General features: G+C 68.7%; 19 protein-coding genes and 1 pseudogene. 15 read left to right on the forward strand and 5 right to left on the reverse strand.

Annotated elements, in window-relative coordinates:
• From ACLJK8_RS13780 to ACLJK8_RS13795, 4 genes and pseudogenes are all read left to right on the forward strand, one after another.
• Positions 1-97: pseudogene (locus ACLJK8_RS13780) on the forward strand (IS5/IS1182 family transposase); the annotation flags it as partial.
• A 124-nt stretch (positions 98-221) separates the two neighbouring features.
• Positions 222-602 carry a flagellar biosynthesis regulator FlaF gene (gene flaF / locus ACLJK8_RS13785; protein ID WP_413150867.1) on the forward strand — a complete coding sequence of 127 codons (381 nt, stop codon included), beginning with the start codon at positions 222-224 and terminating at the stop codon, positions 600-602.
• Positions 599-1,009: a flagellar biosynthesis repressor FlbT gene (flbT, locus tag ACLJK8_RS13790; RefSeq protein WP_413150868.1), complete on the forward strand. Its 411-nt coding sequence runs from the start codon at positions 599-601 to the stop codon at positions 1,007-1,009. Before flaF ends, flbT begins: the two co-directional genes overlap by 4 nt.
• A gap of 22 nt (positions 1,010-1,031) precedes the next feature.
• The gene (locus ACLJK8_RS13795) at positions 1,032-1,877 is read left to right on the forward strand and encodes a DUF1217 domain-containing protein (RefSeq protein WP_413150870.1); all 846 of its coding nucleotides are present in this window, start codon (positions 1,032-1,034) and stop codon (positions 1,875-1,877) included.
• Here ACLJK8_RS13795 and ACLJK8_RS13800 read toward each other — a convergent pair.
• Positions 1,870-3,186, reverse strand: a complete 1,317-nt coding sequence (locus ACLJK8_RS13800; protein WP_413150871.1) for a FliI/YscN family ATPase — start codon at positions 3,184-3,186, stop codon at positions 1,870-1,872. The genes ACLJK8_RS13795 and ACLJK8_RS13800 overlap by 8 nt on opposite strands.
• A gap of 84 nt (positions 3,187-3,270) precedes the next feature.
• On the opposite strand from ACLJK8_RS13800, the gene ACLJK8_RS13805 reads away from it, so the two are divergent.
• From ACLJK8_RS13805 to ACLJK8_RS13855, 11 genes are all read left to right on the forward strand, one after another.
• Positions 3,271-3,666, forward strand: a complete 396-nt coding sequence (locus ACLJK8_RS13805; protein ID WP_413150873.1) for a FlgB family protein — start codon at positions 3,271-3,273, stop codon at positions 3,664-3,666.
• Positions 3,667-3,677: 11 nt separating this feature from the next.
• The gene (gene flgC, locus ACLJK8_RS13810) at positions 3,678-4,070 is read left to right on the forward strand and encodes a flagellar basal body rod protein FlgC (RefSeq protein ID WP_413150875.1); all 393 of its coding nucleotides are present in this window, start codon (positions 3,678-3,680) and stop codon (positions 4,068-4,070) included.
• Between the two features lie 28 nt (positions 4,071-4,098).
• The gene (gene fliE, locus ACLJK8_RS13815; protein ID WP_413150876.1) at positions 4,099-4,392 is read left to right on the forward strand and encodes a flagellar hook-basal body complex protein FliE; all 294 of its coding nucleotides are present in this window, start codon (positions 4,099-4,101) and stop codon (positions 4,390-4,392) included.
• 100 nt (positions 4,393-4,492) lie between these two features.
• The gene (locus tag ACLJK8_RS13820; protein WP_413150877.1) at positions 4,493-4,759 is read left to right on the forward strand and encodes a flagellar biosynthetic protein FliQ; all 267 of its coding nucleotides are present in this window, start codon (positions 4,493-4,495) and stop codon (positions 4,757-4,759) included.
• Between the two features lie 90 nt (positions 4,760-4,849).
• The gene (locus tag ACLJK8_RS13825; RefSeq protein WP_413150879.1) at positions 4,850-5,572 is read left to right on the forward strand and encodes a flagellar hook-basal body complex protein; all 723 of its coding nucleotides are present in this window, start codon (positions 4,850-4,852) and stop codon (positions 5,570-5,572) included.
• Between the two features lie 28 nt (positions 5,573-5,600).
• Positions 5,601-6,386, forward strand: a complete 786-nt coding sequence (gene flgG, locus ACLJK8_RS13830) for a flagellar basal-body rod protein FlgG (RefSeq protein ID WP_413150880.1) — start codon at positions 5,601-5,603, stop codon at positions 6,384-6,386.
• A gap of 4 nt (positions 6,387-6,390) precedes the next feature.
• A complete protein-coding gene (gene flgA, locus ACLJK8_RS13835) occupies positions 6,391-6,816 on the forward strand; it encodes a flagellar basal body P-ring formation chaperone FlgA (protein ID WP_413150881.1) in 426 nt (141 codons plus the stop codon).
• Positions 6,813-7,607: a flagellar basal body L-ring protein FlgH gene (gene flgH / locus ACLJK8_RS13840; protein WP_413150882.1), complete on the forward strand. Its 795-nt coding sequence runs from the start codon at positions 6,813-6,815 to the stop codon at positions 7,605-7,607. The genes flgA and flgH overlap by 4 nt, the downstream gene beginning before the upstream one ends.
• Before the next feature lie 19 nt (positions 7,608-7,626).
• On the forward strand, positions 7,627-8,151 hold the full coding sequence (locus tag ACLJK8_RS13845) for a flagellar basal body-associated protein FliL (RefSeq protein WP_413150883.1): 525 nt from the start codon (positions 7,627-7,629) through the stop codon (positions 8,149-8,151).
• Between the two features lie 126 nt (positions 8,152-8,277).
• A complete protein-coding gene (locus ACLJK8_RS13850; RefSeq protein WP_413150884.1) occupies positions 8,278-8,439 on the forward strand; it encodes a hypothetical protein in 162 nt (53 codons plus the stop codon).
• Between the two features lie 119 nt (positions 8,440-8,558).
• A complete protein-coding gene (locus ACLJK8_RS13855) occupies positions 8,559-9,050 on the forward strand; it encodes a hypothetical protein (protein ID WP_413150885.1) in 492 nt (163 codons plus the stop codon).
• Between the two features lie 8 nt (positions 9,051-9,058).
• Here ACLJK8_RS13855 and ACLJK8_RS13860 read toward each other — a convergent pair whose 3' ends face one another.
• Genes ACLJK8_RS13860 through flhA form a run of 4 tightly spaced genes read right to left on the reverse strand, consistent with a single transcriptional unit; the run spans position 9,059 to position 13,543 of the window.
• Positions 9,059-9,472 (reverse strand): hypothetical protein, encoded by a 414-nt coding sequence (locus tag ACLJK8_RS13860; RefSeq protein ID WP_413150886.1) that lies wholly within the window; start codon positions 9,470-9,472, stop codon positions 9,059-9,061.
• Positions 9,469-10,554, reverse strand: coding sequence for a flagellar biosynthesis protein FlhB (locus ACLJK8_RS13865; RefSeq protein ID WP_413150887.1), 1,086 nt, complete (start codon positions 10,552-10,554; stop codon positions 9,469-9,471). Before ACLJK8_RS13865 ends, ACLJK8_RS13860 begins: the two co-directional genes overlap by 4 nt.
• Positions 10,551-11,336, reverse strand: coding sequence for a flagellar biosynthetic protein FliR (locus ACLJK8_RS13870; RefSeq protein WP_413150888.1), 786 nt, complete (start codon positions 11,334-11,336; stop codon positions 10,551-10,553). The genes ACLJK8_RS13865 and ACLJK8_RS13870 overlap by 4 nt, the downstream gene beginning before the upstream one ends.
• Entirely contained in the window at positions 11,333-13,543 is a 2,211-nt protein-coding gene (gene flhA / locus ACLJK8_RS13875) for a flagellar biosynthesis protein FlhA (RefSeq protein WP_413150890.1), read from the reverse strand. The genes ACLJK8_RS13870 and flhA overlap by 4 nt, the downstream gene beginning before the upstream one ends.
• Positions 13,544-13,610: the final 67 nt, after the last annotated feature.

Genomic DNA, 13,610 nt, shown 5'->3' on the forward strand with positions numbered 1-13,610 from the left:
CTGGGAGAAATCCATCGCTTCCGCCGAGGCGTGGATATTCATCGCCCATATCCGCGTCCTGACCAGGCGCCTCGCAAGGTATTGGCACGGCGCGTAGAGTTTCGAGTCCGGCTCTAAGAGACCCCGGACGGGGCGGAGCCTGAGGCTTCGCCCCGTCCTCCTTTCCCTCCATCGGCGTAACCTGCCCCGCGTTTGGCGCGGGATCCCCAAGGGGTTTCCAGATGAACCTGAACTCAGAGGCCCGCTCGGGCTATGGCGCCGCCGCGGCGCCGATCCGCACCGACCGTGGCGCGGAATATGCGATCTTCGCGAAGATCACCCACCGGCTGAACGAGCTGGACGAAAGCGACAAGAGCTCCTTCCCCAGGCTCGCCGCCGCCGTCTGCGACAATCAGCGGCTCTGGGGCGCGCTTCGCACCGATCTGATGCACGACGGCAACGCGCTTCCCATCGGCCTGCGCGCGCAGCTGATCGGCATCGCGGAATTCGTCCGCAAGCACAGCCTCCAGGTGCTGGCCGGCAAGGGCTCGATCGCCGCGCTCATCGACATCAACACCTCGATCATGCGCGGACTCCGCGGAAAGGCGGAGGCCAGCGCGTGAGCGGCCTTGTCCTGAAACTTGGCCCGCGCGAGCGGGTCATGATCAACGGGGTCGTCATGGAGAATGGCGACCGCCGTGCCCGGCTGAACGTGATCACGCCGGATGCGAATGTCCTGCGCCTGCGCGACGCGATCCATCCGGGCGAGGCGAATACGCCGGTGCGCCGCGTCTGCTACATCGCGCAGCTCGTCCTCGCGGGCGAAGCGGACGCGGAGGAAGGCCGGCGCCAGCTTCTCCGCGGCATCGAACAGCTGAGCCAGGTGTTCCAGGACCCGGACAGCCGCTCGCATCTGACGGGCGCGACGGCCGCGGTCGTCGAGGGCCGGTTCTACCAGGCGATGCGGGGCCTGAGAAATCTGCTGCCGCGCGAGGCGCGGTTGCTCGGAGTGGCACAGCCGGCGACCTGACCGGCGTCGAAGGAGGCAGGCCATGAGCTACACGCCACAGGTTCCGTTATCCGGCATCGCCGGCTGGCGCCTCCTGCAAAGGACACAGGCGTCGCAACAGGCCGCCTTCGACCAGAGCGCCCAGATCAAGGCCGATACCGCCTATTTCGAGAAGAACATCGGCTCCGTCGAGACCGCGGCCGACCTGATGGCGGACCGGCGGCTCCTGAAGGTCGCGCTCGGCGCCTTCGGGCTCGATGAGTGGATCGACAGGAAGGCCTTCATCCGCAAGGTGCTCGAAGAGGGCATGACCGATCCGAAGGCGCTCGCGAGCAGGCTTTCCGAGCCGAATTTCAAGAAGCTCTCCGCCGCCTTCGGTTTCGGCGATGCCAAGGGCGCTCAGACGGCGGCCGAGGGTTTCGCCGCGGAGATCACCGGCGCCTACAGGACCCGCGCCTTCGAGGCCGCGGTCGGCGATACCGACGAGAACATGCGGCTCGCCCTCAATTTCAAGCGCGAGATCGCCGGTCTCGCAGGCGCCGAGGGCGAGAACGGCGGCAGCTGGTACTCGATCATCGGCTCCAAGACGCTCGGCCAGGTGGTGCAACAGGCCTTCGGCCTGCCCACGAAATCCTTCGGCACGCTCGACGTCGACCGACAGCGCGACATCCTGATGAAGAAATGCGATGCGATGTTCGGCTCCTCGGACCTCTCGGTCTTCCAGGACCCGGCCAACGTGAGCAAGCTCATCGACCGCTTCCTCGCGCGCTCGCAGCTCGAGACCGGCCCGACCAGCACGGCGGGCGCATCGCCCGCGTTGAGCCTGCTCCAGTCGGGCGGGTCGAGCGGGTCGCAGGGTATCCTGAACCTGCTCATGTCGCTCAGATAGGTCCGTCGAGGATCGCGCCGAGCCGGGCGAAGCTGTCCGCGACGCCCGCCGGCGCCCTTTCCGTGAAGAACCCGTCGAGCCGCGGCCAGAGCCGCGTCGCCTCGTCGATCGCCGGGTCGCTTCCCGGGACATAGAGCCCGGTCTGGATCATCAGCGCCGCGTTCTCATAGGCCGTCAGAATGCGCCGGGTCCGGAGGATTCGCGCGTTCTCGTCCTCGGTCGCGATCCCCGGCAGGCTGCGCGAGACCGAGCGGCGCACATCGACCGCCGGGAAGCGCCCGCGCTCGGCGATGCCGCGATCAAGCACGACATGGCCGTCGAGCACGCCGCGCGCGATATCGGCGATCGGCTCGTCCATGTCGGAGCCCGCGACGAGCACGCTGAAAACCCCGGTAATGTCGCCCCTGCCGAAGACGCCCGGCCCCGCCCGCTCGCAGAGCGCGGCGATGAGGTTCGAGACCGAGGGCGGGAAGCCGCGCAGGCTCGGCGCCTCACCCGCCGTCAGCGCGATCTCGCGATGCGCCTCGGCGAAGCGGGTGAGCGAATCGATCAGCAGCAGCACGTGCCGTCCCTGATCGCGGAACACCTCCGCCACCGCCATCGCCATCCAGGCGGCCCGCCGCTTGATGAGCGGCGCCTGATCCGAAGTGGCGGCGATGACGACGGAGCGCTCCATCCCCTCCGCCCCCAGCACGTGGTCCACGAAGTCGCGCAGCTCCCGTCCGCGCTCGCCGATGAGCGCGAGCACGACGACATCCGCCTCGATCCCGCGCGCGAGATCGGCGAGGAGCGTGGATTTGCCCACGCCGGAGCCCGCGAAGATGCCGATCCTTTGTCCGCGCGCGAGCGGCAGCATCGTGTCGAAAACGCTCAAGCCCGTCGCGAGCCGTGTCCCGAGGCCCTTGCGATTCGCAGGCGGAGGCGGCGCCGCGCGAAGGCTCGCGCTCGCGGCGCCCGCGCCGAGCGGCCGACCGTCGAGCGGCTGGCCGAAGGCGTCCACGACCCGGCCCATCCAGGAGAGATCCGGATGCACGCCGGCCGGGCCAATCAACCGGACCGCGTCGCCGACCGCGACCCCGTCGATGGCGCCATAGGTCATCGCCCGCGCCCGCGTCGCGCCGAGGCCGACAATCTCGCCGCCGAGACGGCCGCCGCCCGCCACCACCTCGACCTGATCGCCGGTCCGGGCGTGATGGGTCAGCCCCTCGATCTCGATCGCGGCGGAGCCGACGGTTGCCACGCGGCCGACGCGGCTGGCGTTGGAGAGGCGCGAGAGTTCCGCCGCGAGGGCCGAGAAGTCCGTGTGCATGATCCTGATCCGCGAGCATTCGATTACAGTTTTTCAACCACTCGAGGTTAAGGGTCGGTTGTCACGCATGAGGAGAACCGCCCGATGGACCTGAACCTGAACGTTCTGCGCCTCGCGAGCGGCCTTGCAACCCATGCCGCCCAGCGCCAGGCGCTGATCGCCGAGAACATGGCCAATTCGGACACGCCGGGTTTCCGTGCCCGCGACCTGCCCGATTTCGGCGCGGTGCTCGACCGGGCGGTTCCTGCCTTCACGGCGAAGCTGACCCGGCCCGAACACATCGCCTTCGGCGCCGATGCGATCCTCGGCGCCGAACCGCGCCCCGACGCGATCGAGGGCGCCGACGCGCCGAACGGCAATTCCGTCTCGATCGAGGACCAGATGATGCGCGCCGCGAATGTCCGCCAGAGCCACGAGATGGCGATGGGGGTCTATTCCAAGTCGCTCGAGATCCTGCGCGCGTCGATCGGAACCAGATAGGAACGGATCAAATGGATGATCTGATGAAGACGCTCGCGACCTCCGCGAGCGGGATGCGCGCCCAGGCGACGCGCGTCCGTCTCGGCGCCGAGAACATCGCCAACGCCGACACGCCCGGCTATCGCCGCAAGACGGTGAGCTTCGAGGAAGCCTTCGTGCGCGCGGGCGATGCGCCGACCGTCGCGACGGGTCCGGTGATGCTCGACCAGAGCGAGTTCCAGAGCAGTTTCGCGCCCGACGATCCGCTCGCGGACAAGAACGGCTACATCCACGGCTCCAATGTCGATCTGATGGTCGAGATCGCCGATTCCCGCGAGGCGAACCGGTCCTACGAGGCCAACCTTCGCATGTTCGATCAGGCCCGGCAGATGGCGAGCTCGCTCATCGGCCTCTTGCGGCGCTGACCCCTCACTCCTGCCAGAAAGGCGCATCATGGATATCCGCGCAACCCTCGCCTCCCAGGTCTATGGCCAGACCCGCGTCGCCGCGAAGCCGGCCCCGGTGGAGCCCCAGTCGCCCGGGCAGGCCTTCGCGGCCGCGGGGGCCGATTTCATGGAGACCATGCGCGCGGGTGAGGAAACGGTGCAGGCCGGCCTCGCCGGCCGCGCCGACCCGCAGGCGGTGGTCGAGGCGCTGGCCGCGACCGAGATGGCGGTGCAGACCGCCGTCGCGGTGCGCGACAAGGTGGTCGAGGCCTATCAGGAAATCCTGCGGATGCCGGTCTGACGGTGCGCGCACGGCGCCGGGCAAGCTGGCCCCGGATGTTGGCGCGTCATTCCGCGTCGCAGGGCACGGCGGTCCGGCATCGGCCCGAAGGGGCGCTGCGATGACCGAGGCGGAACTGCTCGACATCCTGCGCTCCGCGCTCTGGACCGCGCTCATCGTCTCGACGCCGATCCTCGCGGTGGCGCTCGTCGTCGGTCTCGTGATCGGCCTCCTGCAGGCGCTGACCTCGGTGCAGGAGATGACGCTCACCTTCGTGCCGAAGCTTGGCGCGATCCTCGTCGTCTTCTGGGTCACGATGAGCTTCTCCGGCCAGACGCTGACGAAGTTCTACGAGGACGAGATCATCCCCCGGGTGATCGGTCGATAGGGCGCACCCCACCGAATTGACCGAATTTTTACGAAAAGTCCCAATGTGTTGGGGGCGCCCTTCGAAGGCGCCGAAGGCGGGAGTATCGCGATGGATCTTGCAGGCTATGTCGCCCTGACGCGTCAATCGGGTCTCGCCCGCGAGATGCAATCCGTCGCGAACAACATCGCCAATATCTCGACCACCGGCTTTCGCCGCGAGGGTGTGATCTTCGCCGAGGAGGTGCGCGCGCTGCCGCTCGAAGGCGGCGCGGTCGCGATGACATCGGCGCGCGCGCGCTACACCGACGCGGCGCAGGGCGCGCTTGAACAGACGAACGGCACCTTCGATCTCGCGATCGAGGGCGACGGCTTCTTCACCGTGATGACCGCCCAGGGCCAGCGCCTCACCCGGGCCGGCGCCTTCGGGCGCGACGCGGACGGGCAGATCGTGACGCCCGACGGCGGCCTCCTGCTCGACGAGGGCGGCGGCGCGATCGCCATCCCCTTCGAGGTGCGCTCGATCGGCATCGCCGCCGACGGCACGATCTCGGCCGACGGCCAGCCGGTCGCGCGCGTGGGTCTGGTGACGGTAGAGGATCAGACGAAGCTCTTCCGCGAATCCGGCACGCTCTACCGTTTCGACGGAGATGCCGCGCCCGCCGAGACCGCGAAGGTGCTCCAGGGATTCCTCGAACAGTCGAACGTCAATCCGATCCTCGAGATCGCGCGGATGATCGAGGTCCAGCGCGCCTATGAATACGGCCAGAAGCTGATGGACCAGGAGGATGCGCGCATCCGCCTCGTCGTCCGCACCCTCGGCTCGAACAGCTGACCCCCCTGCCCGGCGAAGGAGAGAACCCATGCGTGCACTGAATATCGCGGCGACCGGGATGGCGGCGCAGCAGACCCGGGTCGAGGTCATTTCGAACAACCTCTCGAACATGAGCACGACCGCCTACAATCCGAGGCGAGCCGAATTCGCCGATCTGCATTACGAGCAGGTCTCGCGCCCCGGTACGATCAATGCGACCGACGGCACCGTGCTGCCCGCCGGTGTGCAGCTCGGGCTCGGCGTGCGCGCGGCGGCGGTTTCGGTCGATATCCAGCAGGGCACGCTTTCGGAAACCGGTGGCTCCCTCGATCTCGCGATCGAGGGCACGGGCTATCTCGAAGTCACCCTGCCCTCGGGCGAGCCCGCCTATACCCGCGACGGCGCGCTGAAGCGTACGGGCGACGGTCTCATCGTCACCTCCGAGGGTTTCGCGGTCGAGCCGCAGATCACCATTCCCGAGGATGTCAAACAGATCACGATCAACGCCGCCGGCGAGGTCTACGCCTATTTCGAGGGCGAAACCGAGGCCCAGCTGCTCGGGCAGTTCAACCTCACGAGCTTCGCGAACGAGAAGGGGCTCGAAGCCATGGGCGGCAACCTCTTCCGGGAGACCGAGGCCTCAGGCGCGGCCAATGTCGGGACCGCGGGCGAGGACGGGCGTGGCACGTTCCGCCAGGGCTATCTCGAAGCCTCCTCGGTCGACGCGGTGCGCGAGATCACCGGCCTCATCGAAGCACAGCGCGGCTACGAGATGAATGCGAAGGTCATCACCGCCGCCGACCAGATGCTCTCCGCCACGGTCGAGATCCGCTAAGCCCATGAAACGCCTCGCTCTCGCAGTTCTCGCCGCCCTCGTCGCGGCGCCCCCTGCCCCGGCGGACACGGTGGTCCCGCTCCGCCCGATCCGCGGCCAGTCGATCCTGTCCCCCGCCGACCTGACGCTCAGCGACGGCGACACCCCGGGCGCGCTCGCCTCGATCGAAGAGGCGGTGGGCAAGGAGGCAAAGGTGACGCTCTATACCGGCCGGCCGATCCTCGCGTCGCAGATCGGCGCCCCGGCGCTCGTCGAGCGTAACCAGCTCGTGCGGATGACCTATGCCGCAGGGTCCCTGTCGATCACCACCGAGGGCCGCGCGCTCGACCGCGCCGGCGTCGGAGAGGAGGTGCGCGTGATGAATCTGACTTCCCGCCAGGTCGTGACCGGAGAGGTGACGCCCCAGGGCGGCGTCATGGTGATGCGATGACCCAGGCAGTAACCCCGCCGATGATCCCGCCGACAACGCGGCCGATGACCCGGGCGCTCCCGCGGCTGGCGCCGCTTCTCGCCCCCGTGCTCTTCCCCGTCCTCATGATGGCCTGCACGCCGATCATGCAACCGCCGGAGATGTCGGCCATCGGCACCGGCGGCGTCGATCGCGAGATCATCACGCCCGAGCGCGCCGCGCTCGCCATTCCCGCGCCGCAGGCCGCGCGCTACGATTACCAGCAGGCATCGCTCTGGAATACCGGCCCGAAGGGCCTGCTCGGCGACAGGCGGGCGAAATCCCTCGGCGATCTGCTGACCGTCTCGATCGAGATCGACGAACAGGCGGAGATGAAGAACACCACCAGCCGCGCCCGCGAGGGCAGCGAAGGCGTGGGCATGAACGCGGCCTTCGGGCTCTCCCATATCCTCGACCTCGATTCGACCAAGGTGACGCCCGAACTCGACATAAACTCGGATTCGAGCTTCAAGGGCAATGGCTCGACCAAGCGCAACGAGAAGCTGCGACTCCGGGTCGCCGCGACGGTGGTGCAGGTGCTGCCCAACGGGCAGCTGGTCATCCAGGGCGACCAGGAGGTGCGGGTGAACAACGAACTGCGCGACCTGCAGGTCTCGGGCATCGTGCGGCCGGAGGACATCTCGCGCCACAACGAGATCGACTACGACCGGATCGCGGGGGCCCGCATCTCCTATGGCGGGCGGGGCCAGCTCACCACGGCGCAGCAGCCGCGCTATGGTCAGCAGATCACCGACCAGATCCTGCCCTTCTGAACCGCGCCGGAGTCCCCCCATGAAGAAGATCCTCCTTCCCGCGCTTCTCGCGCTCCTGGGTCTCGGGGCCGGGGTCGGCGCCGGACTGGCGCTCCGGCCCGCGCCCGAGACCGCCTCGGAGACCGACTCCGGGCATGCGGCCGCTGCCGAGGCGAACCCGGAAGGGGGCCCGGACCTGGGGTCGGAGGAGGAGGTGCTCGACGAGAACGCGGCCGGGTTCGTGGCCGTGCCCTTCGGCAAGCCCTTCGTTGTGCCGGTGTTCCATGAGGGCGCGACCACCGCCATGGTCGTGCTCTCGCTCGCGATCGAGGTCGAGCCCGAGGCGGCCGAGGAGGTCACCGCGGCCGAGCCGAAGCTGCGCGACGGCTTTCTCAAGGTCATGTTCCGCCACGCGGGCTCGGGCGGCTTCGATGGCGATTTCACCACCGGCGCCAAGATGGACGACCTGAAGGCCGCGCTCCGCAAGACCTTGCGAACCTTGCTTCCGCTGCCGCCGACCGGCGCCGTCCTCGTCACCGAGATCGCGCGCCAGGACCAGAGCTGAGGACCGCGCCTGAACTTGTCCGAGCCATGCCGCCCTTGCATGACGAGGTTGCGAAACCAGAGCTTCTCCGGCGCTCATCCGATGCCTAGATTTCGGACAACGATGAACCCGGAAAGGCAAAAAGAAATGATCCTGGATTCGTATGAACAGTTCTACCGCGCCTTCGAAGTCCAGCCCCGGACGCAGGCGAAACCCGTGAACCTCCGGTCCGAGAACCCGGCCGCGGCCTGGTTCGCCCAGTACGCGCCCGCCTTCGGCATCACTCCCAAAGCCGGCAGCTCGAAATAGGTCGGGGCTCCGCTCCCCGTCATGCCACCCGTCATGCGGCTTGGAGCGAGGCGCCGCCTCCCGTAGACTGCCCGCACGACCAACACGGCGGATCGACGCCGGGCCGGCGGGAGGCGGAAATGACTTTGAAGGAAAGTTTCACGGCCGAGGAATGGGCGCGCGTGGTCGCGGCTCCGATGATCTCGGGCATAGCGGTGACCGCCGCTGAGCCGGGCGGGCTCTGGGGCGCGGTGAAGGAAAGCTTCGCCGTCGCCAGCGCCGTCGGCAAGGCGAAGAGCGAGGGCGGGCAGAACGCCCTGATCGACGCCGTCGTCGAAGCCTATGAGACGCCGGAGGGTCGCAGTCAGGCACGCGACGTACTCAAGCACGAGGCGCACGGCCTGAAGCCACCCGAGGTCGTGGAGGCGGCGATCGCCGAACTGACCGAGGTGTCGCGGCTCGTGGCCACCAAGACGCCCGAGCAGGCGGCGGGCTTCAAGGCCTGGCTCGGCGAAATCGCGAACAAGGTGGCGGAGGCCGGAACCGAGGGTGGCTTCCTCGGCTTCGGCGGCGAGAAGGTCAGCGTGGCGGAGAAGGCCGCGCTCGACAAGATCGCCTCGGTCCTCGCCTGACGGTACCCTCACTCGAATTCCCCGCGCCGCCCCTCCCCGGGCGGCGTTTCGCGTTCCGCGCGCGCCAGCCGCGCCCGCGCCGCTTCCCGTGCCGCGCGGTCGCGCAACTCGCCGAGCGCCTTGTCCTTGCCGAGACTGACCGCCGCGGCCGCGCGGGCGGCCCGGATGCGCTCCCCAATCTCGGCCCTGCGGTGCGAAAGCTCCGCCGTCCGCTGATCCGCCCAGCGCAACCGCGCCTCGAGCGCCCCCGGAGGGCTCGCGCCGAACGGTTCCGCCAGTTCGGCCGCGCGGGTCGCGCGGATCGCCTCGATCTCAGTCGCGCAATCCCGCTCGGCGCGCAGAAGCTTCTCCAGCGCCGCGAGATCCGCCGCCTTGCGCGTCTCGGCGAGCCGGCGGAGCGCTTCGAGCCGGTCGGGGGTCACAGCCGCCCCCGCGCCGCCTCGCGCATCCGGTCGGCGAATCGGACCGCCGCCGCGACCGCGCGATACTGTTCGGGCCGGATCTCCTGGCCGATCTCGACCGTCGCATAGAGCGCGCGCGCGGTCGCCACATCGCCATGTACCGGCACGCCGGACGCCTCCGCCACTTCGCGGATCTTCGCCGCCGCGGCGTCCATGCCCTTCGCGACGCAGACCGGCGCGCTGCCCTTCGCCCGGCTCCACTTCAGGGCCACGGCGTAATGCGTCGGGTTCACGATCACCACATCGGCGGTCGGGACATCGGCCAGCATCTGGTTGAGCGCGATTTCCTGCCCGCGGCGCCGCCGCTCGGCCTTGGTATGGCCGTCACCCTCGGATTTGCGGTGCTCCTCCTTCACCTGCTGGAGCGTCATTCGGAGCTTGCGGGCGTGGCTGATCCGCTGCCAGATCAGGTCCGCGGCGCCGATCACCATGGCGATGGCGGCGGTGATCGCGAGCATGGTGACGAGCGTCCGCGTCATCATGATCCCGAGCACTCGCGGGTCGGCCGTGGCGGCGCCGGTGATCTCGTCCACCTCGCGGCCGAGATAGAGCGACAGCGCGATGGCGATCGCGACGAGTTTCAGGACCGCCTTGCCGAATTCGACGAGACCGCTCGTTCCGAACTTGTTCTTCGCATTCGAGAGAAGCGACAGCCGCGACAGTTTCGGCGTCAACTTCTCGCCCGAAAACACCACCGCGCGCTGCGCGAGCAGGCAGAGCGCGACCGCGACCATCGGCGCGAGCAAGAAAGGCGCGAGCGGGCCGACAGCGGCGCCGATGATGCCGAGCGCCAGCCCCGGCCCTCCGGGCGCCAGCAGCGGCAGACGGTCCGCGTTCGTCAGAAAGATCATCAGCGTCGAACCGGTGGCGCTTACCGCGGCGGCGCCCGCGAGCGTGATCGCGATCAGAAGCGCGAGATAGCCCGCCGCCGCCGTCGCATCGGTCGATTTCGCGACATCGCCCTTGGCGCGTGCTTCCGCGAGGCGTTGCGGTGTCGCCTCGAAGCTCTTCTCGCCGGCATCCTCGCCGCCGCCCTCGCTCATCGCGGCATCGCCAGCGGCGCGGCGAGCAGCGCGTCAAGCGCGCCGTTCCAGTGCCGCAGGATCACCGGCGCGGCGAGCAGGAGCAGCGCGATGCCGCCCGCCGTCGCCGCCGGCGCGCCGATGAAGGAGACCATGAGCTGCGGCATCGCCCGGTTGATCGCGCCAAGCGCGAGGTTATAGGCGAAAGCCGCGATAACGAAGGGCGCCGCCAGCGAGAAGCCGAGCGCGAAGGCCGAGGCGAGCCGCGCCACACCCCAGGCCGCGACATCCTCGGCCGGGGGCATGAGCCCCATCGGCAGCGCCTCGTAGCTCCGCGCCATCAGGATCGCCGCCTTCACATGAAGCCCGGTCGCGACCGCGAGCGTGAGCCCGGCCAGCACGAGGAGCGTGCCCATCGCCGGCATCGGATCGGGCGTCACGCCGCCGCCGAGGATCTGGGAGAGCGAGGTCGACTGCGCGATGATCGTTCCCGCGAACTGCAGGGCGTGGACGAGAAACCGCGCGGCGATGCCGAGGATGACACCCACGAGCGCCTCGGTGATCAGCATCGCGAGAAAGGGTCGCGCCGGGTCCGCCGGGGAGCCGAACCCCTCGCCCGCCACGATCGGCCAGACGACCATGGCGAAGGCGAGCGTGAGCCCGAGCCGGACACGCGCCGGGATCGTCTGTTCCCCGAAGGCGGGCAGGAGCGCCATCACGCCGCCGACGCGGGCGAAGACGAGGATGAACCCCGCCACCGCCCCTTCGGTCAGCGCGAGCAGCCGCCCCAGGTCGCCGATCATGCGAGGCCCAGCACGGCGGGCCGGGACGCCGTCGCGATTTCCTCGAAACTCAGTACCGGGTTGCGGATGCCCTTGGAACTCAGCACCGTGCGCAGGAAGCGACGGCGTTTCGTCGAGGTGACGACCGCCGGATAGCGCCCCTGGACCCCCGCCGCCGCGATCTTCTCGGCGACCGAATTCGCCAGCCGATTGAACTCGTTCGGCGGCAGGGCGACATCGACGATGCCCGATCCGTCGGGAAGCTGATATTTCTGGAACAGTTCCTCCCAGGCGGGCGCGAGCTGGATGAGCGGCAGCGCGCCGTCCGGCTCCCGCACCTCGGCGACGAGCTGGAAGCCGAGCCGGTGGCGCACATGTTCCGTCACCACTGCGGCGCTGGTCTGCGAGGAATGCGCCTCGGCGATCGCCTCGAAGATCAGGGGGAGATTGCGCACCGACACCCGTTCTTCGAGCAGAAGCCGCAGCACCGCCTGAAGCGTGTCGATCGGGAAGCGGTCGGGCACGAATTCGTCGAGCATCCTGCGGTTCGCCTCGGCGCGCTTGGTGTCGCTCAGGCGGGTGAATTCGTCGATCAGCTTGCGGAGCGCGCGGCGGGTGAAGAGCCGGCCGAAGTTCTGCTTCACGATCTCCAGCAGATGCGTCGCGACCACCTCTGTCGGGGTGATGACCGTCAGCCCCATCAGCGCCGCGTCCTCCTGCGATCCCTGGGCAATCCAGCGGGCGGGGGCGCCATAGACCGGCTCGGCGACGCTGATCCCGTCCGGCGCGGGGGCCTTGTCGTCGGGCAGGAGGACGAGCACCATCTCGGTCTCGATCCGGCTCCGCGCCGTCTCCACGCCCTGGATGCGGATCGTGTAGGTGCCCGGCGGGAGGCCCGGATTGTCGGTAAGCCGGATCTCTGGAAGGATGAGCCCGAAGCTCTGCGCGATATGGTTGCGCATGTTGAGGATGCGCGCGTCGAGCCCGGTCGCCGCGTCCATCACCACCGGCACCAGATTGGGCGAGAACTCCATATGGATCTCGTCCACGTCGAGCAGGTCGCCGAGCGACTTCTTCGGCGCCGCGGTCGCCTCGGGTTTCGGCTCGGCCTCCAGGGCGGCGGCCTTCACCTCGGCGCGCTTCGCGAGATGCGCGGCCCCGCCGAGGCAGGCGGCGGCGATCATGAACGGGATGAACGGCAGGCCCGGCACGAAGGCGAAGAGCGCCATCAGCACGCCGACCGTGGCGAGCGCCACGGGATGCCCGCCAAGCTGACGCGTCAGCGCGCGATCGGTCGAGCCGACCGTGCCGCCCTTCGAGAGCAGCATGGCGGAGGCGATCGAGATGATGACGGCCGGGATCTGCGTCACGAGCCCGTCTCCGACCGTCAGGATCGAATAGGTCTCGAAAGCCTCACCCACCGGCAGGCCATGGACCAGCACGCCAAGCGCGAGCCCCACGGCGAGGTTCAGCATGGTGATGAGCAGGCCCGCGATCGCATCGCCCTTGACGAATTTCGACGCGCCGTCGAGCGAACCGAAGAAGGTGGTCTCCTCCTGCTCGATCCGGCGGCGGTCGCGCGCCTCGGCATGGCTGATCGCGCCCGCGGCCATGTCAGCGTCGATCGCGAGCTGCTTGCCGGGCATCGCATCGAGCGCGAAACGCGCCGAGACCTCGGCCATGCGGCCCGCGCCCTTGGTGATCACGATGAAATTGACGATGAGGAGCACGCAGAAGATCACGAGGCCGAGAAAGACCGAGCCGCCCATGATGAAATTGGCGAAACCCTCGATCACATGGCCCGCGGCGCCGGTGCCGGTATGGCCGTCGCCGATGATGAGCTTCGTCGTCGAGACGTTGAGCGAGAGCCGCAGCATCAGGCTCGCGAGCAGGATGGTCGGGAAGGTCGAGAAATCGAGCGGCCGGTTGATGAAGAGCGTGATCGTGAAGATGAGGATCGCCAGCGCGAAACTGACCGCGAGCCCCATGTCGAGCAGCCAGGTCGGGATCGGCAGGATCATCATCGCGATCACCGCCATCAGCGCCATCGCGAGCAGCACGGTCGGCTGGAACAGCGCGCGCGTGTCGAGGGTGATGCCGCCGACGTTGAAGCTCCCGGTCCTGAAATTCCCGGTCCTGAAACTCCCGGTCCTGAATCCCTCTGCCCTGAATCCCTCCGCCTTGAATCCATCGGCGGGGCGCGGATCTGTCAGGCTTTCGGGCGCCATGATTGGGGTTCTCCTCGGACCGTCCCGCCTCCGGGTCTAAGGAGCCATGGTTGACGAAGGGTTAGCC

This window comes from Amaricoccus sp. W119, from assembly GCF_047275745.1.
Lineage (GTDB): Bacteria > Pseudomonadota > Alphaproteobacteria > Rhodobacterales > Rhodobacteraceae > Amaricoccus.